General features: G+C 56.7%; 20 protein-coding genes. 14 read left to right on the plus strand and 6 right to left on the minus strand.

Features of this window, described 5'->3' with window-relative positions; all coding sequences use genetic code 11:
* Positions 1-31: 31 nt before the first annotated feature.
* The 3 genes from ACW14G_RS05990 to ACW14G_RS06000 are packed head-to-tail and all read left to right on the plus strand — an operon-like array spanning position 32 to position 3,485.
* On the plus strand, positions 32-658 hold the full coding sequence (locus ACW14G_RS05990; RefSeq protein WP_419057142.1) for a YjbF family lipoprotein: 627 nt from the start codon (positions 32-34) through the stop codon (positions 656-658).
* A complete protein-coding gene (locus tag ACW14G_RS05995) occupies positions 652-1,389 on the plus strand; it encodes a capsule biosynthesis GfcC family protein (protein ID WP_249023381.1) in 738 nt (245 codons plus the stop codon). Before ACW14G_RS05990 ends, ACW14G_RS05995 begins: the two co-directional genes overlap by 7 nt.
* Positions 1,389-3,485 carry a YjbH domain-containing protein gene (locus ACW14G_RS06000; protein ID WP_249022470.1) on the plus strand — a complete coding sequence of 699 codons (2,097 nt, stop codon included), beginning with the start codon at positions 1,389-1,391 and terminating at the stop codon, positions 3,483-3,485. Before ACW14G_RS05995 ends, ACW14G_RS06000 begins: the two co-directional genes overlap by 1 nt.
* Positions 3,486-3,525: 40 nt before the next feature.
* Here ACW14G_RS06000 and ACW14G_RS06005 read toward each other — a convergent pair whose 3' ends face one another.
* Positions 3,526-3,981, minus strand: a complete 456-nt coding sequence (locus tag ACW14G_RS06005) for an acyltransferase (RefSeq protein WP_163447551.1) — start codon at positions 3,979-3,981, stop codon at positions 3,526-3,528.
* 212 nt (positions 3,982-4,193) lie between these two features.
* On the opposite strand from ACW14G_RS06005, the gene psiE reads away from it, so the two are divergent.
* Positions 4,194-4,604, plus strand: coding sequence for a phosphate-starvation-inducible protein PsiE (psiE, locus tag ACW14G_RS06010; protein ID WP_064546622.1), 411 nt, complete (start codon positions 4,194-4,196; stop codon positions 4,602-4,604).
* Between the two features lie 114 nt (positions 4,605-4,718).
* Here the strand turns inward: psiE and malG are convergent, their stop codons facing one another.
* The 3 genes from malG to malE form a co-directional block, all read right to left on the minus strand.
* Positions 4,719-5,609 carry a maltose ABC transporter permease MalG gene (gene malG / locus ACW14G_RS06015; protein WP_064546624.1) on the minus strand — a complete coding sequence of 297 codons (891 nt, stop codon included), beginning with the start codon at positions 5,607-5,609 and terminating at the stop codon, positions 4,719-4,721.
* A 14-nt stretch (positions 5,610-5,623) separates the two neighbouring features.
* The gene (gene malF / locus ACW14G_RS06020) at positions 5,624-7,168 is read right to left on the minus strand and encodes a maltose ABC transporter permease MalF (protein ID WP_163447550.1); all 1,545 of its coding nucleotides are present in this window, start codon (positions 7,166-7,168) and stop codon (positions 5,624-5,626) included.
* A gap of 102 nt (positions 7,169-7,270) precedes the next feature.
* Entirely contained in the window at positions 7,271-8,461 is a 1,191-nt protein-coding gene (gene malE / locus ACW14G_RS06025; protein WP_163447549.1) for a maltose/maltodextrin ABC transporter substrate-binding protein MalE, read from the minus strand.
* Positions 8,462-8,832: 371 nt separating this feature from the next.
* On the opposite strand from malE, the gene malK reads away from it, so the two are divergent.
* The 5 genes from malK (at position 8,833) to ubiA (ending at position 14,038) form a co-directional block, all read left to right on the plus strand.
* Positions 8,833-9,942: a maltose/maltodextrin ABC transporter ATP-binding protein MalK gene (gene malK / locus ACW14G_RS06030; RefSeq protein WP_064546630.1), complete on the plus strand. Its 1,110-nt coding sequence runs from the start codon at positions 8,833-8,835 to the stop codon at positions 9,940-9,942.
* A gap of 101 nt (positions 9,943-10,043) precedes the next feature.
* A complete protein-coding gene (locus ACW14G_RS06035) occupies positions 10,044-11,369 on the plus strand; it encodes a maltoporin (RefSeq protein WP_455648542.1) in 1,326 nt (441 codons plus the stop codon).
* Between the two features lie 114 nt (positions 11,370-11,483).
* On the plus strand, positions 11,484-12,428 hold the full coding sequence (gene malM, locus ACW14G_RS06040; protein WP_167577121.1) for a maltose operon protein MalM: 945 nt from the start codon (positions 11,484-11,486) through the stop codon (positions 12,426-12,428).
* Between the two features lie 225 nt (positions 12,429-12,653).
* Positions 12,654-13,151, plus strand: coding sequence for a chorismate lyase (ubiC, locus tag ACW14G_RS06045; protein WP_249022469.1), 498 nt, complete (start codon positions 12,654-12,656; stop codon positions 13,149-13,151).
* A 14-nt stretch (positions 13,152-13,165) separates the two neighbouring features.
* A complete protein-coding gene (ubiA, locus tag ACW14G_RS06050) occupies positions 13,166-14,038 on the plus strand; it encodes a 4-hydroxybenzoate octaprenyltransferase (protein ID WP_163447545.1) in 873 nt (290 codons plus the stop codon).
* 80 nt (positions 14,039-14,118) lie between these two features.
* Here the strand turns inward: ubiA and plsB are convergent, their stop codons facing one another.
* Positions 14,119-16,548 carry a glycerol-3-phosphate 1-O-acyltransferase PlsB gene (gene plsB, locus ACW14G_RS06055; protein WP_167577118.1) on the minus strand — a complete coding sequence of 810 codons (2,430 nt, stop codon included), beginning with the start codon at positions 16,546-16,548 and terminating at the stop codon, positions 14,119-14,121.
* A 128-nt stretch (positions 16,549-16,676) separates the two neighbouring features.
* Here plsB and ACW14G_RS06060 point away from each other — a divergent pair, with 128 nt between their 5' ends.
* From ACW14G_RS06060 to ACW14G_RS06075, 4 genes are all read left to right on the plus strand, one after another.
* On the plus strand, positions 16,677-17,045 hold the full coding sequence (locus ACW14G_RS06060; protein WP_064546644.1) for a diacylglycerol kinase: 369 nt from the start codon (positions 16,677-16,679) through the stop codon (positions 17,043-17,045).
* Between the two features lie 99 nt (positions 17,046-17,144).
* Positions 17,145-17,753 carry a transcriptional repressor LexA gene (gene lexA, locus ACW14G_RS06065; RefSeq protein ID WP_064546646.1) on the plus strand — a complete coding sequence of 203 codons (609 nt, stop codon included), beginning with the start codon at positions 17,145-17,147 and terminating at the stop codon, positions 17,751-17,753.
* A 68-nt stretch (positions 17,754-17,821) separates the two neighbouring features.
* Entirely contained in the window at positions 17,822-19,141 is a 1,320-nt protein-coding gene (gene dinF, locus ACW14G_RS06070; protein ID WP_249022468.1) for an MATE family efflux transporter DinF, read from the plus strand.
* A 126-nt stretch (positions 19,142-19,267) separates the two neighbouring features.
* A complete protein-coding gene (locus tag ACW14G_RS06075; RefSeq protein WP_064546650.1) occupies positions 19,268-19,477 on the plus strand; it encodes a CsbD family protein in 210 nt (69 codons plus the stop codon).
* Positions 19,478-19,530: 53 nt separating this feature from the next.
* On the opposite strand, the gene zur is transcribed toward ACW14G_RS06075, so the two are convergent.
* Positions 19,531-20,046 carry a zinc uptake transcriptional repressor Zur gene (gene zur / locus ACW14G_RS06080; RefSeq protein ID WP_163447542.1) on the minus strand — a complete coding sequence of 172 codons (516 nt, stop codon included), beginning with the start codon at positions 20,044-20,046 and terminating at the stop codon, positions 19,531-19,533.
* Between the two features lie 125 nt (positions 20,047-20,171).
* On the opposite strand from zur, the gene ACW14G_RS06085 reads away from it, so the two are divergent.
* A complete protein-coding gene (locus ACW14G_RS06085) occupies positions 20,172-20,660 on the plus strand; it encodes a cupin domain-containing protein (protein WP_455648545.1) in 489 nt (162 codons plus the stop codon).
* The last annotated feature ends 122 nt before the right edge of the window (positions 20,661-20,782 follow it).

Raw genomic sequence — 20,782 nt, forward strand, 5'->3', positions numbered from 1 at the left:
CCCCTGGAGAAGAAGCGCCGTGAAGCGACTTATGATTCCTCTTTTTTGCCTGCTGCTTCAGGCGTGTTCACCCAGCACCAAGGGGCTGGGGCAATCGTTATGGAGCAGTATGTTTGGTACGTCGGGCGTGCAGCTGACCGACGATGACATCCAGAATATGCCCTACGCCAGCCAGTACATGCAATTGAACGGCGGCCCGCAGATTTTTGTCGTGCTGGCCTTCTCGGAAAACGGTCAGCAGAAATGGCTCACGCAGGACCAGGCGATGCTGGTGACTCAGCATGGTCGTTTGGTGAAAACGCAGCTCGCGGGCGATAACCTGCTGACGGTGAATAACCTCGATAACGATCCGCTGGCGCATCCCAATCAAATAACCGATGGCACGCGCTGGGCCCGTACGATGGGCTGGACGGAACACCAACAGGTACGCTATGCCACCGCGACGTCCACCTTCCGCTGGGACGGCAGCGACACGCTGACGATGGGCAGCGAGAGCACGGCGGTGCGCGTGCTGGAAGAAGAGGTAACCACCTCCGAAGCTCATTGGCGTAACCGCTATTGGGTGGACAGCGACGGGCAGATTCGCCAGTCGGAGCAATACCTTGGCGCAGGCACTTTCCCGGTGAAAACCACGCTTATCAAGGCGGCAAAATCATGAAAAAAACGTTAATTGCCGCCGTGTTACTGAGCGTTATCTCCGCCGCGCAGGCGGCGGGCACCATTGAAGTCCATCAGGAAGGGGTGGCAAAACCGCTGACATTAACCAACGCCGAGCGCCTGGTAGACCTGGTGGGCCAACCGCGGCTGGCCGGAAGTTGGTGGCCCGGCGCGGTCATTGCCACGCCGCAGGCAACCGCCAAAGCGGAACGTGAACGCCAGGCACTGCTGGCGCAGCTTGCAGCGCTGGCGGCAGATGAAGGGGGAAGTACCGCTGGCGCGATCAACGCCCTGCGAAATCAACTCCAGGCTATGCCGGTAACAGGCCGCCTGCTGGTGCCGCTGGACCCGGATACGGTTCGCGTACACAGCGAAAAGAATCCACCGCTGCAGGGGAACTATACCCTGTGGCTAAGGCACGAGCCGTCGACCATCACCCTGGTAGGGATGGTGGATAAACCTGGAACGATGACCTTTACGCCGGGACGCGATGTGGCCAGCTACCTCGAGGATATCAGCCTGCTGAGCGGCGCGGACCGTAGCTACGCCTGGGTGATTTATCCGGACGGACGTACACAGAAAGCGCCGGTAGCGTACTGGAATAAACGCCATATCGAACCCATGCCCGGTAGTCTTATTTTTGTCGGTTTTGCCGACGCGTTGTGGACGAACAAGTATGAGGCGCTCAACGCCGACATTCTTCGCTCCCTGTCGCAGCGGAGACCTGAATAATGCCTAAACAATGTCTCTATAGCCTGCTGGCGCTCGCGGTTAGCGCGGCCTGCCATGCTGAAACCTACCCCGCGCCGATTGGCCCATCGCAGTCAGATTTCGGCGGCGTAGGGCTGTTGCAAACGCCCACGGCGCGCATGGCGCGTGAGGGTGAATTCAGTCTTAACTATCGCGATAACGACCAGTATCGCTACTACTCCGCTTCAGCGCAGCTGTTCCCGTGGCTGGAAACGACCCTGCGCTACACCGACGTGCGCACCAAAAAATACAGCGACGTTGAAGCGTTTTCCGGTTCGCAAACATACAAAGATAAAGCCTTTGACGTGAAGCTGCGCCTGTGGGAAGAGAGCTACTGGTTGCCGCAGGTCGCCGTCGGCGCGCGGGATATCGGCGGTACCGGGTTGTTCGATTCGGAATATGTTGTGGCCAGCAAAGCCTGGGGGCCGTTTGATTTCACGCTGGGTTTAGGCTGGGGTTACCTGGGCACCAGCGGCAACGCCACTAACCCGTTCTGCTCGTACAGCGATAAATATTGCTATCGCGATAACAGCTATCGCAAAGCAGGTTCGATCGACGGCAGTCAGATGTTCCACGGCCCGGCGGCCTGGTTTGGCGGGATTGAATATCAGACTCCGTGGCAGCCGTTGCGTTTAAAACTGGAGTATGAAGGCAACAACTACCAGCAGGATTTCGCCGGTAAAATTGAGCAAAAGAGCAAGGTTAACGTCGGCGCCATTTATCGCGTTACCGATTGGGCCGACGTCAACCTTAGCTATGAACGCGGCAATACCGTGATGTTCGGCTTTACCCTGCGCACCAACTTCAACGATCTGCGTCCGTCGTATAACGACAACGCGCGTCCGGCCTACCGGCCACAGCCGCAGGATGCCATTCTTCAGCACTCGGTGGTGGCCAATCAGCTGACACAGCTGAAGTACAATGCCGGGTTCGCCGCGCCGAATATGCAGGTAAAAGGCGATACCCTCTACGTGACCGGCGAACAGGTGAAATACCGTGATTCGCGGGAAGGGATCGAGCGCGCCAATCGGATCGTCATGAACGATCTTCCGGAAGGGATCCGCACGATCCGCATTACCGAAACGCGCCTCAATTTGCCTGAGGTGACCACGGAAACCGATGTCGCCAGCCTGAAGCGTCATCTGGAAGGGGAGCCGCTCGGGCAGGAGACGCCGCTGGCGCAAAAACGCGTGGCGCCGATCGTGCCGGAGAAAACCGAGCAAGGCTGGTATATCGACAAATCGCGTTTTGATTTCCATCTCGATCCGGTGTTGAGCCAGTCTATTGGCGGCCCGGAAAGCTTCTACATGTACCAGGTTGGGGTGATGGGCACGGCGGATTGGTGGGTAACCGATCATCTGCTGACCAGCGGCAGCCTGTTCGCCAACATCGCCAACAACTATGACAAGTTTAACTACACCAACCCGCCAAAGGATTCGGCGCTGCCGCGTGTACGAACTCATATTCGTGATTATGTAGAAAACGATGTCTATGTTAACAACCTGCAAGCTAACTACTTCCAGTATCTGGGCAACGATTTCTATGGCCAGGTTTACGGCGGCTATCTGGAAACCATGTACGGCGGCGCGGGGGCGGAAGTGCTGTATCGCCCGGTTGATAGCAACTGGGCCTTCGGCCTGAACGCCAACTACGTGAAGCAGCGTGACTGGCGTAGCGCGCAGGACATGATGAAGTTCACCGACTACAGCGTGAAGACCGGCCACCTGACCGCCTACTGGACGCCGTCGTTCGCCCAGGACGTGCTGGTGAAAGCCAGCGTGGGGCAGTATCTGGCGGGAGACAAGGGCGGCACGCTGGATATCTCCAAACACTTCGACAGCGGCATTGTGGTGGGCGCTTATGCCACCATTACCAACGTGTCGGCGGATGAGTACGGCGAGGGGGAATTCACCAAAGGAGTGTACGTGAACATACCGATGGATCTCTTCACCTCCGGCCCAACCCGCAGTCGTGCAGCCGTCGGCTGGACGCCGCTGACCCGCGACGGCGGGCAGATGCTGGGGCGCAAGTTCGAGCTGTATAACATGACCGGCGATAAGAGTCTGAACTTCCGCTAACGCTTCCGTAGCCCGGATAAGCCACTTGTCCGGGCTACGCTTATAACCTCCGCAGCAACCGCGCGGGGTTCCCGGCGTACACGCCTTTCTCACTGATTGAACGCGTCACCACGCTGCCTGCGCCAATGACCACGCCATCGCAGATCGACACCGAGAGAATCGTTGCGCCACTGCCGATGGAGACATTGTCGCCGATAGCGATCCGTCCCCAGCTTTCACGGTCTGCGTTTGGCTTTCCCTCGCGAAACATATCGTTGGCAAACATGACCCCGTGGCCGATAAAACAGCCTCGCCCGATGGTGACATATTCGCAGATAAAGGTGTGCGACTGGATTTTAGTCTCGTCGCCAATCCAGCTGTTGCCCTGGATTTCGACAAACGGACCGACGAACACGTTGTTACCCAGCGTGCAGTCGTAAAGATTGGCAGGTTCATAAATGACGACGTTGTCGCCGCGTACCACATTGCGGATGGCGACCTGGCGGAGTGATTGCATAGTATCCCTCTGATAAAAAACGTTCTCCTTAAGTGTAGCGCGGCAGGAAGAAGCGCTACTGATAAGCATAGAGTCGAAAAATTTCCCCTCTTTATCAGACTCATTTTTATCTGTTGCTGGGGAAAACAGCGAAAAGGTGGCGATAAAAACTAGATCTGGATCACGTTTTTGCGCTATACAGGAATCTCGGCCCAGCGAAAGAGGTGCTAGCTATGACGTCACTGACTCGCCCACGCGTAGAGTTTATCTCCACCATTTTGCAGACCGTGTTGAATTTGGGTCTGCTCAGCCTTGGTCTGATTCTGATCGTTTTTCTCGGTAAAGAGACGGTTCATCTGGCCGATGTGCTATTCGCGCCGGAACGCACCAGCAAGTATGAGCTGGTGGAGGGGCTGGTGGTTTACTTCCTCTATTTCGAATTTATCGCTCTGATTGTGAAGTACTTTCAGTCAGGCTTCCATTTTCCCCTGCGTTACTTTGTCTACATCGGCATTACTGCGATTGTGCGGTTGATTATCGTCGACCATAAGTCGCCGTTGGATGTGCTGATTTACTCTGCCGCGATTTTGCTGCTGGTGATTACGCTATGGCTGTGTAACTCCAAACGTCTGAAGCGAGAGTAGGCCTTATCAGGTCATACGGTAGGCAAAAAAAAGGGCGCTCCGTAGAGCGCCAAACAGTCACAAGTTAGGGTTCGTTCAAGTTGAGGATAATAGCAGTGGCATTGCTGATGAAACTTAGCCCTTCACGCCGCCGGCCGTGAGGCCGTTTACCAGCCAACGCTGCGCGAGCAGGAAGACCACGGTAATAGGGATGGCGGAAAGGACTGCCGCAGCGGCAAAGTCGCCCCACAGATAGTTTTGTGGGTTGAGGTATTGCTGCATACCTACGGCGAGGGTGTAGCTGTTCACATCGCGCAGCAGGAGCGATGCAACCGGTACTTCGGTAATGGCGGCGATAAACGACAGGATAAACACCACCGCCAGAATCGGTACGGACAGCGGCAACAGCACCAGGCGGAATGCCTGCCACGGGGTCGCGCCGTCCAGCGCGGCCGCTTCTTCCAGCGAGCCGTCAATCGTTTCGAAATAGCCTTTAATCGTCCACACGTGCAGCGCAATGCCGCCAAGGTAGGCGAAGATCACGCCGCCGTGGGTGTTCAGGCCGATAAACGGAATGTACTGGCCCAGACGGTCAAACAACGCGTACAGGGCAACCAGTGACAGCACCGCCGGGAACATCTGGAAAATCAACATCCCTTTGAGCAGTGTGGCCTTGCCCGGGAAGCGCATACGGGCAAAAGCGTAGGCGCAGGTGGTGGACAGCGCCACGATGCCAATCGCGGTGATACCAGCGATTTTCACCGAGTTCCACAGCCACAGCAGCACCGGGAACGGCGGCGGAGTGACGCGGCCATCGGCGTGTTCAACGCTGAAGCCCAGCGCCAGTTTCCAGTGCTCCCAGGAGATCTGTTCCGGGATAAGACTGCCGGTGGCGAAGTTCCCTTCACGCAGCGAGATAGCGATAACCATCAGCAGCGGGAACATGATCGCCGCGATAAAAATCAGCAGCAGCAGATGCGTGGTAAAGAGACGCAGTTTCTGAGATTTGGGTTGTACCATAGCCATGTTCGTTGTCTCCCTTAATCAAACTTCATACGCGTGGCTTTCAGGTTCACGATGGCCAGTGCGCCTACCAGCAGGAAGATCAGCGTGGCAATCGCCGCCGCCAGACCGAAGTCCTGGCCGCCGCCGCCTTCAAAGGCGATGCGGTAGGTGTAGCTCACAAGCAGGTCGGTATAACCGGCTGGCGTGGTGGTGCCGAGACGGTCCGGGCCACCGTTGGTCAACAGCTGAATCAGCACGAAGTTGTTAAAGTTAAAGGCGAAGCTGGCGATCATCAGCGGCGTCAGCGGCTTAATCAGCAGCGGGAACGTAATCTTAAAGAAGTTCTGGAACGGACCGGCGCCATCCATTGCCGAGGCTTCATACAGGTCGTCCGGAATCGCCTTCAGCAGGCCCATGCACAGAATCATCATGTACGGGTAGCCCAGCCAGGTGTTGACGATAACAATCATCGAACGCGCGGTGGTCGGGTCGCTGAACCAGGCCGGTTTGATACCGAACAGCGCGCTCAGCATCATGTTGATTTCACCGAAGCTCTGGTTAAACAGCCCTTTGAAAATCAGAATCGAGATAAACGACGGCACAGCGTACGGCAGAATCAGCAGGACGCGGTAGATGGCTTTGCCCTTCAGCGCTTCCCACTGTACCAGGCAGGCCAGCACCATGCCGACGGCGACGGTCAGGATCACGGTCAGCACCGAGAAGACCACCGTCCAGACGAAGATGGCGACGAACGGCTTCTGGATGCCCTCGTCGGTAAAGACGCGGGTGAAGTTATCCCAGCCGATACCGACGGTGTAGCCTGGGCTTAACTTCTCGGTGCCCCAGCTGCCGTCGGCGTTAACGGTTTGGTAGAAACCAATGTCGTTGTTGGCGCGGTATTTCACACCAGTCTGGTTATTGGTCAGCAAGCCATCGTCGGCCAGCGTGTAGAGCGGCTGGGTGCCGGAGAACTGGCGCAGCGAGCTCATGGTGACTTTGCTTTCATCCGGCAGAACGGCGGTCAGCTGGTTCAGCGCCTGGCGGTTCTGGGTAATCACGCGCAGCTGCGCACGTTCACTGCCCGGCAGCGCTTCGGTTTCTTTTAACTGCAGTTTCTGTTCGCCGCCAAATTTAAAGGCGTCGGAGAGGTAGTTTTTCCCGCTTTCACCGTCGGTGAGGGCCAACTGCCACTCGTCGCCCGCCGGGAAGAGGCTGAAATTATAGGATTTGCCCGCCTGATAGCTGCGGTCCATCAGGACCTGCTGGGCGCGCTCAAAGGTAAGCTGGTTAGTGCTGCTGTAGTTGGTAAAGGCAATGGCGATGGTACAAATCAGCGGGAACAGGACGAACAGCCCCATCCCGGCCATGCCAGGGTAAACGTAGCGCCAGGCGTAGGTCTTACGGTTGGCGAAAATGTACAGGCCCGCTGAGCTTAAGATCAGCGTCATGATGGCAAACAGGTACTCCCCTTGTGCGTACATTAAAACTACAAGGTAACCCACCAGCAGGCCCAGCAGACCAATCACTGACCATTTCAGCGTGTCGCTTTGCCACCAATGATTCTTTTTAATGACATCCATGGGGATCTTCCTCTACAGCGATTTAAACAACCCTCACCCCGTCCCTCTCCCTGAGGGAGAGGGGGAGTGTTTCCCTCTCACCGGGAGAGGGAACGACAGGTATTACTTGGTGATACGACCCTGTGCATCTTTCAGCGCAGCATCGACGGTCTGACGACCGCTGGCGGCGTTGATCACTGCGGTACGAACGGCATACCAGAATGCAGACATCTGCGGGATGTTCGGCATGATTTCGCCTTTCTGGGCGTTATCCATGGTGGCCGCGATACGCGGGTCTTTCGCTAACTGATCCTGGAAGGATTTCAGCGCCACGGCGCCCAGCGGTTTGTCCTTGTTCACTGCATCCAGACCCTGGTCGGTCAGCAGGTAGTTTTCGAGGAACTCTTTCGCCAGCTCTTTGTTCGGGCTCGCGGCGTTGATGCCGGCGCTCAGAACGCCAACGAACGGTTTAGACGGCTTGCCTTTGAAGGTTGGCAGCAGCGTTACGCCGTAGTTCACCTTGCTCTTATCGATGTTGGACCACGCCCACGGACCGTTGATGGTCATCGCAGTGTCGCCTTTGTTGAAGGCTGCCTCAGCGATGGAGTAGTCGGTATCCGCGTTCATGTGTTTGTTTTTGATCAGGTCAACCAGGAAGGTCAGGCCCGCTTTCGCGCCAGCGCTATCAACGCCGACATCTTTCACGTCGTACTTGCCGTTTTCAAACTTGAACGCGTAGCCGCCGTCGGCAGCAATCAGCGGCCAGGTGAAGTACGGTTCTTGCAGGTTGAACATCAGCGCGGATTTACCTTTCGCCTTCAGCTCTTTATCCAGCGCCGGGATTTCTTCCCAGGTTTTCGGCGGGTTCGGTACGAGGTCTTTGTTGTAAATCAGCGACAGCGCTTCGACCGCGATTGGGTAAGCAATCAGCTTGCCGTTATAGCGCACGGCATCCCAGGTGAACGGGTAGAGTTTGTCCTGGAACGCTTTGTCCGGCGTCACTTCCGCCAGCAGGCCAGACTGCGCGTAGCCGCCGAAACGGTCATGCGCCCAGAAGATGATGTCCGGGCCGTCGCCGGTTGCCGCAACCTGCGGGAATTTTTCTTCCAGCTTATCCGGGTGTTCTACGGTCACTTTAATGCCCGTATCTTTTTCAAATTTCTTACCGACCTCGGCCAGGCCGTTATAGCCCTTGTCGCCGTTAATCCAGATAACCAGTTTTCCCTCTTCGATTTTTGCCAAAGCCGAGGCGGAAAACATCATCGTAGTCAATGCGGACAGCGCGAGGATGCGAGCGCCAGTTTTGATTTTCATATATCCCGTCCTTTCCAGGTGATGTACTTGTGGATACACAGAGGTGGTTTAACATCGATGAGTTTCCTTTTTTAGCAACCCCTTTCCATCCTCCTGACCTCTACGCCCTCGGGGCTATTAGTGTGATCGCCATAACATAAATCCCAGTTATGCGTCCTGGCGCACAAAAAAAAGCGCCGTTTTTTGTCGCCCCCATCACGATTTTAGTCCTGACCCGATGTCATCGGGGGCAGAGCGCGCCTTCTCATCCTCCCGTCTCCTCCCCCATAAAAAACAAGGGGGGTGGAGGATTCCCCTCAATGATGTGTAAGGCATAGTCAGCCCATCTTGAATGTGTCTGTTGGTGACAAGTTGTAACGAGGGAGAAGGGCATGGCGAACGTACAGCTACGCAATGTAACGAAAGCCTGGGGCGACGTGGTGGTATCAAAAGATATCAACCTTGATATCCAGGAAGGGGAGTTCGTGGTGTTTGTCGGGCCATCAGGCTGCGGTAAATCTACGCTGCTGCGTATGATCGCAGGCCTCGAAACCATCACCAGCGGCGATCTGATGATCGGCGATACCCGCATGAACGACGTACCGCCAGCCGAGCGCGGCGTGGGGATGGTGTTCCAGTCCTACGCGTTATATCCCCATCTGTCCGTTGCTGAAAATATGTCCTTTGGCCTGAAGCTGGCTGGCGCGAAAAAAGACGTGATTAACCAGCGCGTGACCCAGGTTTCTGAAGTACTGCAGTTAGCCCACCTGTTGGAACGTAAACCGAAGGCGCTGTCCGGCGGCCAGCGTCAGCGCGTGGCGATTGGTCGTACGCTGGTTGCCGAACCGCGCGTATTCCTGCTCGATGAACCCCTTTCTAACCTCGACGCTGCGCTGCGCGTACAGATGCGTATTGAAATTTCCCGCCTACACAAACGTCTGGGCCGCACGATGATTTACGTCACCCACGATCAGGTCGAAGCCATGACGCTGGCCGACAAAATCGTGGTGCTCGACGCCGGCCGCGTGGCGCAGGTCGGTAAACCTCTCGAGCTGTACCACTACCCGGCTGACCGTTTCGTCGCGGGCTTTATCGGCTCGCCGAAGATGAACTTCCTGCCGGTGAAAGTTACTGCCACCGCCATCGATCAGGTGCAGGTCGAGCTGCCGAACCATCAGCAGATTTGGCTGCCGGTCGAGAGTAACAACGTGCAGGTTGGCGCCAACATGTCGCTGGGCATTCGCCCGGAGCACCTGATGCCGAGCCACATCGCCGATGTGACGCTGGAAGGTGTGGTGCATGTTGTCGAGCAGCTGGGCAACGAAACACAAATTCATATCCAGATCCCTGCCATCCGTCAAAACCTGGTTTACCGCCAGAACGACGTGGTGTTGGTCGAAGAGGGAGCCACATTCGCCATCGGCTTGCCGCCAGAGCGCTGCCATCTGTTCCGTGAAGATGGCACCGCATGTCGTCGGCTGCATAAAGAGCTCGGCGTTTAAACGTCCCATAACAAAGCAAACAGGCAGCCCCCACGCCGCCAGCGATAAGGCGATACAGGGGCGAAATGTTGAAAAGAAAAGCAATGATCTCAGGAGATAGAATGATGATTACTCTGCGCAAACTCCCCGTGGCGGTTGCCGTCGCAGCAGGCATTATGTCTGCTCAGGCAATGGCCGTAGATTTTCATGGCTACGCGCGTTCCGGCATTGGCTGGACGGGTAGCGGTGGCGAACAACAGTGTTTCCAGGCAACCGGTGCACAAAGTAAATACCGTCTTGGTAACGAATGTGAAACCTATGCTGAAATTAAATTAGGTCAGGAAGTGTGGAAAGAGGGCGATAAGAGCTTCTACTTCGACACCAACGTGGCTTACTCCGTTGCACAGCAGAACGACTGGGAAGCAACCGACCCGGCGTTCCGTGAAGCGAACGTCCAGGGTAAAAACCTGATCGAATGGCTGCCAGGCTCCACTATCTGGGCCGGTAAGCGCTTCTATCAGCGTCATGACGTTCACATGATCGACTTCTACTACTGGGATATCTCGGGTCCTGGTGCCGGTATCGAAAACATCGACCTGGGCTTCGGTAAACTGTCTCTGGCAGCAACCCGTTCTCAGGAAGCGGGTGGTTCTTACATCTTCACCAGCAATGATATTTACAGCAAATACAAAGACACAGCGAACGACGTATTCGACGTCCGTTTAGCCGGTCTGGAAACCAACCCGGACGGCGTGCTGGAGCTGGGTGTTGACTACGGTCGTGCTAACAAAACCGACGGTTACAGCTTTGCTGACGGCGCAACCAAAGACGGCTGGATGTTCACCGCTGAACATACCCAGAGCATGTTGAAAGGCTACAACAAGTTTGTTGTTCAGTACGCCACTGACGCCATGACCACGCAGGGTAAAGGTCTGTCTCAGGGCTCTTTCACCGGCAACGACTATGACAAAGACGCAGAAATCGGTGCGGTAGATAACAAGATCAATAACAACGGCGACATGTGGCGTGTACTTGATCACGGCGCAATCTCCCTCGGTGAGAAAGTTGATCTGATGTACGTCGGTATGTACCAGAATATCGACCGCGATGATGGCAACGGCACCAAGTGGTGGACCGTCGGTGTGCGTCCTATGTACAAATGGACGCCAATCATGAGCACCCTGATGGAAGTCGGCTACGACAACGTCAAATCTCAGCAGACTGGCGATCGCAACAACCAGTACAAAATCACCCTGGCGCAACAGTGGCAGGCTGGCGACAGCATCTGGTCCCGTCCGGCTATCCGCGTATTCGCAACCTATGCGAAGTGGGATGAGAAATGGGGTTACGACAACGGTATCGCTTACAAAGATACCAGCGCGAAAACCTACAGCCGCGGCGACAACGATGAGTGGTCCTTCGGTGCACAGATGGAAATCTGGTGGTAATTCAGCATTAACCTGACGTAACAACCGACGAGGGGCGCAAGCCCCTCTGTTCCTTGAGGTTTAGCGCGCTATTGCCTGGCTACCGCTAGAACCACGCTTTCTGAGGTCATCATAATGAAAATGAAAAAAAGTCTCGTTGCTCTCTGCTTATCCGCTGGATTAATGGCGAGCGTCCCGGGCATTAGCCTCGCTGACGTCAACTACGTGCCGCAAAACACCAGCGCCGCGCCGACCATCCCGACCGCTGCCCTCCAGCAGCTGACCTGGACGCCGGTCGATCAATCTAAAGTTCAATCCACCCAAATTTCCACCGGTGGTCAAAGCCTGAACGTTCCGGGAATCACCGGCAACGTCGTAGCCTACAGCGTTCCCGCCAACATTGGCGAGCTGACGCTGACGCTGACCAGCGAAGTGAACAAACAAACCAGCGTATTTGCGCCGAATGTGCTGATTCTTGACCAGAATATGACGCCTTCTGCGTTCTTCCCAAGCAGCTACTTCACCTACCAGGAGCCTGGCGTGATGAGCGCCGACCGTCTGGAAGGGGTGATGCGCCTGACGCCGGCGCTGGGCCAGCAAAAACTCTATGTTCTGGTCTTTACCACCGAGAAAGATCTCCAGCAAACCACAACGCTGCTGGATCCGGCAAAAGCCTACGCCAAAGGCACCGGTAACGCGGTGCCGGATATTCCTGACCCGATCGCTAAACACACCACCGATGGTCTGGTGAAGCTGAAGGTGAAAACCAACAGCAGCTCCAGCGTTCTGGTTGGCCCGCTGTTTGGCTCTTCCGGCCCGGCTCCGGTCACTGTCGGTAACACGGCGGCACCGGTTGCCAGCGCACCCGCAGCGGCCCCGGTCGTGGCGCCAGTTGCGGCTCCGGCAGCGAAAACTGAACCGATGCTCGACGATACGGAAAGCTACTTCAACAACGGGATTAAACAGGCCGTGGCGAAAGGGGATATCGACAAAGCCCTGAAACTGATGAATGAAGCCGAACGCCTGGGATCTAAATCTGCTCGTTCCACCTTTATCGGCGCTGTAAAAGGCAAGGGGTAAGTTCTCCCCGCAGCGCCGATGTTTAGGCGAAGCCTTTCGGTGTGCCCTGTCGGGCACACCTTTTTTATACGCTTCATCCTTCAGGTTGCGATGATGAACGGCATATAGCGCAAAGCAAACTGTTGCACTGCTGTTGCGCTAATGATCGTATTTGACCATTACTGCACCCCCTCCCGCGGCTTTCTGCGATACAATGGCGAAACGCTTTGTATTGGAGAGACAGGCATGTCGCACCCTGCACTGACGCAACTGCGCGCGCTGCGCTATTTTGACGTCATTCCCCCGCTTGAACCCACTCAGCGCGACTGGCTGATGCTGGAAGATTCGATGACCAAACGGTTTGAGCAGTTTGGGAAACCGGTTAGCGTAACGCTTTTAAACGAAGCGTTTGTCAGCCGCGATGCGCTGGTAGAAGAACAACACCTGTTGCCAGAAGAGTCTCGCTATTGGTTGCGAGAAATATTATTGTGCGTCGGCGGTGAGCCGTGGCTTGCCGGGCGCACCGTGGTGCCAGAGTCGACCCTCTGTGGGCCGGAGCTGGCGCTACAAAACCTGGGGCAGACGCCGCTGGGTCGTTATCTGTTTACGTCGTCGACGCTGACGCGAGACTTTATTGAGATAGGCCGTCATGATGCGCTGTGGGGGCGTCGTTCCCGTCTCCGCCTGAGCGGTAAACCGCTGCTGTTAACCGAGCTGTTTTTACTGGCATCGCCGCTGTACTAAGAGGAAGAAGAAGAATGGAGTGGAGTCTGAAGCAGAACAAGCTACTGGCTTACCATCGACTGATGCGTACGGATAAACCGATCGGCGCGCTGCTGCTGCTGTGGCCGACGCTGTGGGCACTGTGGGTCGCCTCACCGGGCGTACCGCCGCTGTGGATCCTGGCGGTGTTTGTGGCGGGCGTCTGGCTGATGCGCGCCGCAGGCTGCGTGGTCAACGATTATGCGGATCGTAAATTCGACGGCCACGTGAAACGCACGGCCAACCGTCCGCTGCCGAGCGGCGCGGTCACGGAGAAAGAGGCCCGTACGCTGTTTATCGTGCTGGTGGCGCTCTCTTTCCTGCTGGTGCTGACGCTCAACACGATGACCATTCTGTTGTCGGTGGCGGCGCTGGCGCTGGCCTGGGTTTACCCGTTTATGAAGCGTTATACCCACCTGCCGCAGGTGGTGCTGGGGGCGGCGTTTGGCTGGTCAATTCCGATGGCCTTCGCGGCGGTCAGCGAGTCACTGCCGCTGAGCTGCTGGCTGATGCTGCTGGCCAATATTTTGTGGGCGGTGGCCTACGATACCCAGTATGCGATGGTTGACCGCGATGATGACGTGAAGATTGGCATCAAATCCACGGCGATTCTGTTCGGCGATAACGACCGTCTGATTATCGGTATCCTGCAGGCGTGCGTGCTGGCACTGATGGCGCTTATCGGCTGGTTGAACGGCCTGAACTGGGAGTTTTACTGGTCAATCCTGATTGCCGGCGCGCTGTTCGTCTACCAACAGAAGCTGATCCGCCACCGCGAGCGTGGGCCGTGCTTCCAGGCGTTTATGAACAATAACTACGTGGGTCTGGTGCTGTTTATTGGACTGGCGATGAGCTACTGGCAGTTCTGAGTTTGGCATGAAACTGTCGCCTGGCCGGCACCCAATAAGCGAATAAAAAAATCCCCGGTACAGACCGGGGATTTTTGTTTTTACTGTGCCGCCTCTTCCTGCGTCACGCTCTCGATCGTCAAGCGCACGTCCGAGGTGATCAGGCCCGCCATCATCTGGTAAACCTTCATCGTCTCTTCCGGCTCGGCGTCGCCGCTGTCGCTGATATAGCCCTCATCGCGGAGCGTCAGCACCAGCGACGAGAACACCGCTTTATCAAAGAACTCCGGCGAGTTGATGCCGTGCAGCACCGACAGACGCTGCGCCAGCGTACGGCTCTCTTTCTCCAGCGTACTGCGGTTCATCGATGGGTTGCCGCTCAGCAGCCAGAAGGTGATCGCGTAGCGTTGCAGCGTCTCGCGCGCCCCGGCCGCCAGCAGTTGAAGCGTGCGGGAGTGTGACGCGTTGATGCGCAGCTCGCCGTTCTGCTCGGTAATCAGCGCCTGACGCGCCATTTCGGCGATCAGCGTATCAATGACTGCCGGTAGCTCTTCACGGGTCCAGCGCAGGAACAGCTCGGCTTTCAGCATCGGATACAGCGTTTCGATCATACTCAACACCTGATCGCGGGAGATCTGGCGATGTTGAGTCATGATGGTGGCCAGCAGCGATGGCATAATCAGCATGTGCGCGATGTTGTTGCGGTAGTACGTCATCAGCACCGCCTGCTCGCGCGGCAGAATAATGATGTCGCCGATGGTGTCTTTCTCGACTTCGAACTTGTTCATCTGCAGCGCGTGGTCGATAAGCTCGCTGGCGGAGGCTTTTGGCGCGGTAGCATCCGGCGCGTACGGCGCATTACGCATTAACGCCAGGTAGCATTCCAGCTGCTGCGTCAGCTGTTCACGGGTCAGCGAACGCTGGCGCGAAGCCAACAGCGCGGTGCAGCACAGGTTCATGGCATTGGCGGCGCCGGCGTTGTTGATACGCACCATCAGCTCGCCCGCCAGTTTGTTGACGGTCGGCGTCAGCCACGCCGGGCGTACGGCTTCGATCGGATCGATCGACTCGCGCCACTCCGGCACGTGGTGGTTCAGGTAGGTCATCAGCGGCATGGGTTCGCCGAAGTTGACGTAGCCCTGGCCGAGATTACGCAGCTTGCTCAGCCCGCGCAGCATTTGCGGCAGGCTCTCTTTCTCTTTCGTCGCGCCGCGCAGTTCTTTGGCGTAGGTACCCACTTCCATCACGTGCTCGTAGCCGATGTAAATCGGCACTAACGTAATCGGGCGAGTACCGCCGCGCAGCATCGCCTGAATGGTCATCGACAGTGTGCCGGTTTTTGGATCCAGCAGACGGCCGGTACGGGAACGCCCGCCTTCCACAAAGTATTCAACGGAATAGCCGCGGCTAAACAGCTCGCCGAGGTATTCGCGGAACACCGTGGAGTAAAGCTTGTTGCCCTTGAAGGTACGGCGGATAAAGAACGCGCCCAGGCGGCGGAAAATCGGCCCGGCTGGCCAGAAGTTCAGGTTGATACCGGCGGCAATGTGCGGCGGTACCAGCCCCTGGTGATAGAGCACGTAAGAGAGCAGCAGATAGTCCATATGGCTACGGTGGCAGGGCACGTAGACGATTTCATGGCCGTCGTGCGCCAGCTGGCGTACGCGCTCGGCGTTATGGACGTTAATCCCCTGATACAGACGGTTCCAGGTAAAGCTGAGGATACGGTCGGTGAGGCGAATCATCTCGTAGGAGAAGTTCGCCGCAATCTCTTCCATCAGCGCAATGGCGTTTTGCTGCGCCTTCTCGTGCGAGATTTTCTTGCTGCGCGCTTCGTCTTCTACCGCCTTGGCGATGGCTTTCGACGCCAGCAGCTTTTTGAACAGGTCGTGACGCGCCGGCAGACGCGGGCCAACCGCCGCCAGACGCTGACGGGCAAAGTGCATACGCGCGACGCGCGCCAGCTTCTGCGCGATGATTTTGTCCGTGCCGTGTTCGTCGGCCATGCGGCGCAGCGACACGGACGGCGAGAAACGCACGAAGCTATCGCGGCCCAGCCAGGAGACAGCGAAGAATTTCTGGAAGCCGTTGAGCATCCGCAGCGGTGGGTTTTCCTCGCCTTTTTCGCGGCCAGGCGAACGCCCGAACATCACGGAGACCGGCACCATTTGCACATCCAGATCCGGATTGCTGCGGTGCAGATCGAGGTAGTCGTGGAACAGCTTGATCGACTCTTCCTTCGGCGTGTAGTAGGTGAACACGCGCGGGCCGCCGTGGATAAACACGTAGCGCGGCAGCAGGGTGCCGTCGATTTCCAGCGGTTCAAGCGGGTCAGGTAAATCGTGCGCCAGACATTGGGCGCGCAGCGTCAGCAGGTCGGCCTTAGAATTATAAGGCAGGACGTACATAATCGGACGCGAGGTATCAAGTCCTAATTCCTGTGCAGGCTCTGCGGGAATAGACTTGCTTTTTACCAGTACGCTTAATGGTAAATTCAGTAATTTGTAGTAAATTCGTGGCCAGCCGGACATAAACGATGTAAAGCCTCTGGTTAATCATGCAAATGCGCGGCAAGAATATCAGAAAGTCAGCAGAATTTCTGTTCTACCGCTTCATAACACGCATTGTCATTGACGTAATAACAAAAAAGGTTCTTGAGATGGCCAATAATACCACCGGGCTCACCCGAATCATCAAAGCAGCGGGCTATTCCTGGAAAGGATTTCGCGCGGCGTGGATCAACGAAGCCGCGTTCCGCCAGGAGGGTGTCGCGTCGGTGCTGGCGATTATTATCGCCTGCTGGCTGGATGTCGACGCGATTACGCGCGTGCTGCTCATCGGCTCCGTCCTGTTGGTGATGATAGTGGAAATTCTCAATAGTGCACTGGAAGCGGTGGTGGACCGTATCGGCTCCGAATACCACGAGCTGTCCGGGCGGGCAAAAGATATGGGATCGGCGGCGGTGCTGCTGGCGATTTTCGTCGCGCTGATCACCTGGGGCACGCTGCTGTGGGCGCATTTCCACTAAAGCTGTGAAAACTGCCTGATTTCGTGCGTTTTATGGTTTCAAAATAAACACTAGCTGTATATACTCACAGCATAACTGTATATACACCCAGGGGGCGGAATGAAAGCGTTAACGACCAGGCAGCAAGAGGTGTTTGATCTCATCCGGGATCATATCAGCCAGACGGGCATGCCGCCGACGCGTGCGGAAATTGCTCAGCGCTTGGGGTTCCGTTCCCCAAACGCGGCTGAAGAGCACCTGAAAGCGCTGGCGCGTAAAGGTGTCATCGAGATTGTCTCCGGCGCTTCTCGCGGTATCCGCCTGCTGGTGGAAGAAGAAGAAGGTCTGCCGCTGGTGGGCCGCGTCGCGGCGGGCGAACCGCTGCTGGCGCAGCAGCATATCGAAGGCCATTACCAGGTTGACCCGTCGCTGTTCAAACCGAGCGCCGACTTCCTGCTGCGCGTTAGCGGCATGTCGATGAAAGATATCGGGATTATGGACGGCGACCTGCTCGCGGTGCATAAGACTCAGGACGTACGCAACGGCCAGGTCGTTGTCGCGCGCATCGACGAAGAAGTGACGGTCAAACGCCTGAAAAAACAGGGTAACGTCGTCGAACTGCTGCCAGAAAACAGCGAATTTAAGCCGATCGTGGTGGATCTGCGTCAGCAGAATTTCTCCATTGAAGGGCTGGCCGTTGGCGTTATCCGCAACGGCGAATGGCTGTAAAAACTCCCCCTCTCTAATGGCTGCGATACATCCGCTATCGCAGCCTTTTTTCGTTCTGGTTGATACCCATGTCGCTACTCACTTCCGCTGATAAAGCGCTGTGGCGCCTTGCGCTACCGATGATCTTCTCCAACATTACCGTGCCTCTGCTGGGTCTGGTCGATACCGCCGTGATCGGTCACCTGGACAGCCCCGTCTATCTGGGCGGTGTCGCTATCGGGGCAACGGCGACCAGTTTCCTGTTTATGCTGCTGCTGTTTCTACGCATGAGTACAACCGGCCTGACGGCGCAGGCCTTTGGCGCGAAAAACCCGCAGGCGCTGGCCCGCGCGCTGGTGCAACCGTTGATGCTGGCGCTGGGCGCCGGGCTGCTCATCATCCTGTTCAAAACGCCGCTGATTAACCTGGCGCTCTCCATCGTCGGCGGCAGCGGCGAGGTGCTGGAGCAGGCGCGTCGCTTCCTCGCCATTCGCTGGCTCAGCGCGCCTGCTTCTCTGGCGAACCTGGTCCTGCTGGGTTGGCTGCTCGGCGTGCAGTACGCCCGCGCGCCGGTGGTGCTGCTGGTGGTGGGAAACGTACTGAATATCGTGCTCGATCTGTGGCTGGTGATGGGTCTGCACATGAACGTGCAGGGTGCGGCGCTCGCCACCGGCATTGCCGAATATGCCACCTTGCTGGTCGGGCTGGGAATGGTACACAAGGTGATGGCGATGCGCGGCATCTCTTGGGCGATGCTGAAAACCGCCTGGCGCGGCAACATCCGCCGCCTGCTGGCGCTCAACCGCGACATTATGCTGCGTTCCCTGCTGTTACAGCTGTGCTTCGGCGCGGTCACCGTCTTTGGCGCGCGGCTCGGTGGTGAAGTGGTGGCGGTGAACGCGGTGCTGATGACCATGCTCACTTTCACCGCCTACGCGCTGGATGGCTTCGCTTACGCGGTGGAGGCCCACTCCGGCCAGGCGTATGGCGCGCGCGATGGCAGCAAACTGCTTGAGGTCTGGCGCGCTGCGTGCCGTCAGGCGGGGGTGGTGGCGTTGGCTTTTGCGCTGGTATACGCCGTGTTTGGCGAAAATATCGTCGCCTTACTTACCTCGCTGCCCGAACTGCAGCAACTGGCAGACCGTTACGTGCTGTGGCAGGTGGTGCTGCCGGTGATTGGCGTCTGGTGTTATCTGCTGGACGGCATGTTTATCGGCGCCACGCGAGGCGCCGAGATGCGCAACAGTATGGCGGTCGCCGCCGCCGGTTTTGCGCTGACGCTGCTGGCACTGCCGGTGCTTGGCAACCATGGGCTGTGGCTGGCGTTGGCCGTTTTCCTCGCGCTGCGCGGCCTGTCGCTGGCGTATATCTGGCGTCGCCACTGGCGAAATGACAGCTGGTTTTCCTGATGTGATGGTTAAAGATTCCGAATAGTGAATCATGCTCAGAATGACTGACTACAATTAACCTCACGCTTAGCGAAAAAGAGTTCACACTCTCTCGCTATTCATTCACTGACGATCGAGGATTCAATGATGAATAAAGACGAAGTCGGCGGTAACTGGAAGCAGCTTAAAGGTAAAGTGAAAGAGCAATGGGGCAAACTGACCGATGATGACATCACGGTGATCGAAGGTAAACGCGATCAGCTGGTCGGTAAAATCCAGGAACGTTATGGATACGCAAAAGATCAGGCGGAAAAAGAGGTGGATAGCTGGGATAAACGGCACAATCACCGCTGGTAACGCACTCCTCCTGCCCATGCGTACAAGGAGGTACGCTCCCCATCAATCCCGCGTTAGCGGGATTTCTTTTTAATATGAATCGTATGGTCGTGATGGCAATGCTCATGCGCGCGACAGGCTTCAACTTCCACGCAGGCGGAACACAGCCCGTGCGCTTCAATGACGTTGTGGCGCAGCGCAAAGCCCATCTTTGCTGCCAGCGTATGCATGATGTCCTCAACGCCTTCCGCACACTCTTCTTTCACCACGCCGCAGCGATCGCAGATAAACATTGCGGAGGTGTGGGTCGGCTGATCGAACAGGTGGCACAGCACGTAGCTGTTAGCGGACTCGACCTTGTGCACGAAGCCCTGCTCAAGCAGAAACTCCAGCGCGCGATAGACGGTGGGCGGCTTGGCCTGCGGTTCTTTCTCACGCAGCAGATCCAGCAGGTCATAGGCGCTGATTGCCCCTTCCTGCAGACTCATCAGGCGCAACACTTCGAGACGTTGCGGAGTCAGGCGCACGCCGCGTTGCGCGCACAGCTTTTCAGCTTGCGCTAACAGTTCTTGCGTGGTGGTCTTATCCATTGGCGTCCTCAGGTTACGGGGAAATAAACCCCTACTTTACCATGTTATGCCGGAAACGCCGAGTTTCCACAGGTGTGCTATAGCTGTGTTATAGCAGGTGCACTTCACACTCAGGATGAAAAATGATGAAAAGACCCGACTGTATTCGCCATTGGCACGATGTTGAAGGACCGGATGACTCTACCTATCCCGACAGCGATGAGCGCTTCTCCATCGGCGCGCCGCTAGCTCGTGCGCTGGGGCTGAGACATCTTGGTATTCACCACGAGCGCTTGCCGCCAGGCCGACGCACTTCCTACCCGCATGCCGAGAGCGACGAAGAGGAGTTTATCTACGTGCTGGAAGGTTATCCGCAGGCATGGATTAACGGCTATCTGTGGAAGCTGGAACCCGGCGACAGCGTGGGCTTTCCGGCAGGAAACGGCGTTTGCCATACCTTTATTAACAACACGTCAGAAGAGGTCCGGCTGCTGGTGGTGGGGGAAGCCAATAAGAAACACAACCGGATTTACTACCCGCTAAATGCCTCGTATGCCGTCACGCGCGACGATCGCTGGGTGGACCATCCGCCGCAGTTTTTTGGCCCGCACGATGGAAAACCTGGGCGAAATTAGCCTCTTCTTCTATAAAGATTAGAGCGCTTATTAAAAATAAAGATAACCGAAGAAAATTTCAGTTAGGGGAACAAGACGCTTTTTCCCTCGCTATTCACAGCAACAGTTCGTCTCCATCCAGG

Source organism: Kluyvera sp. (genome assembly GCF_965301105.1).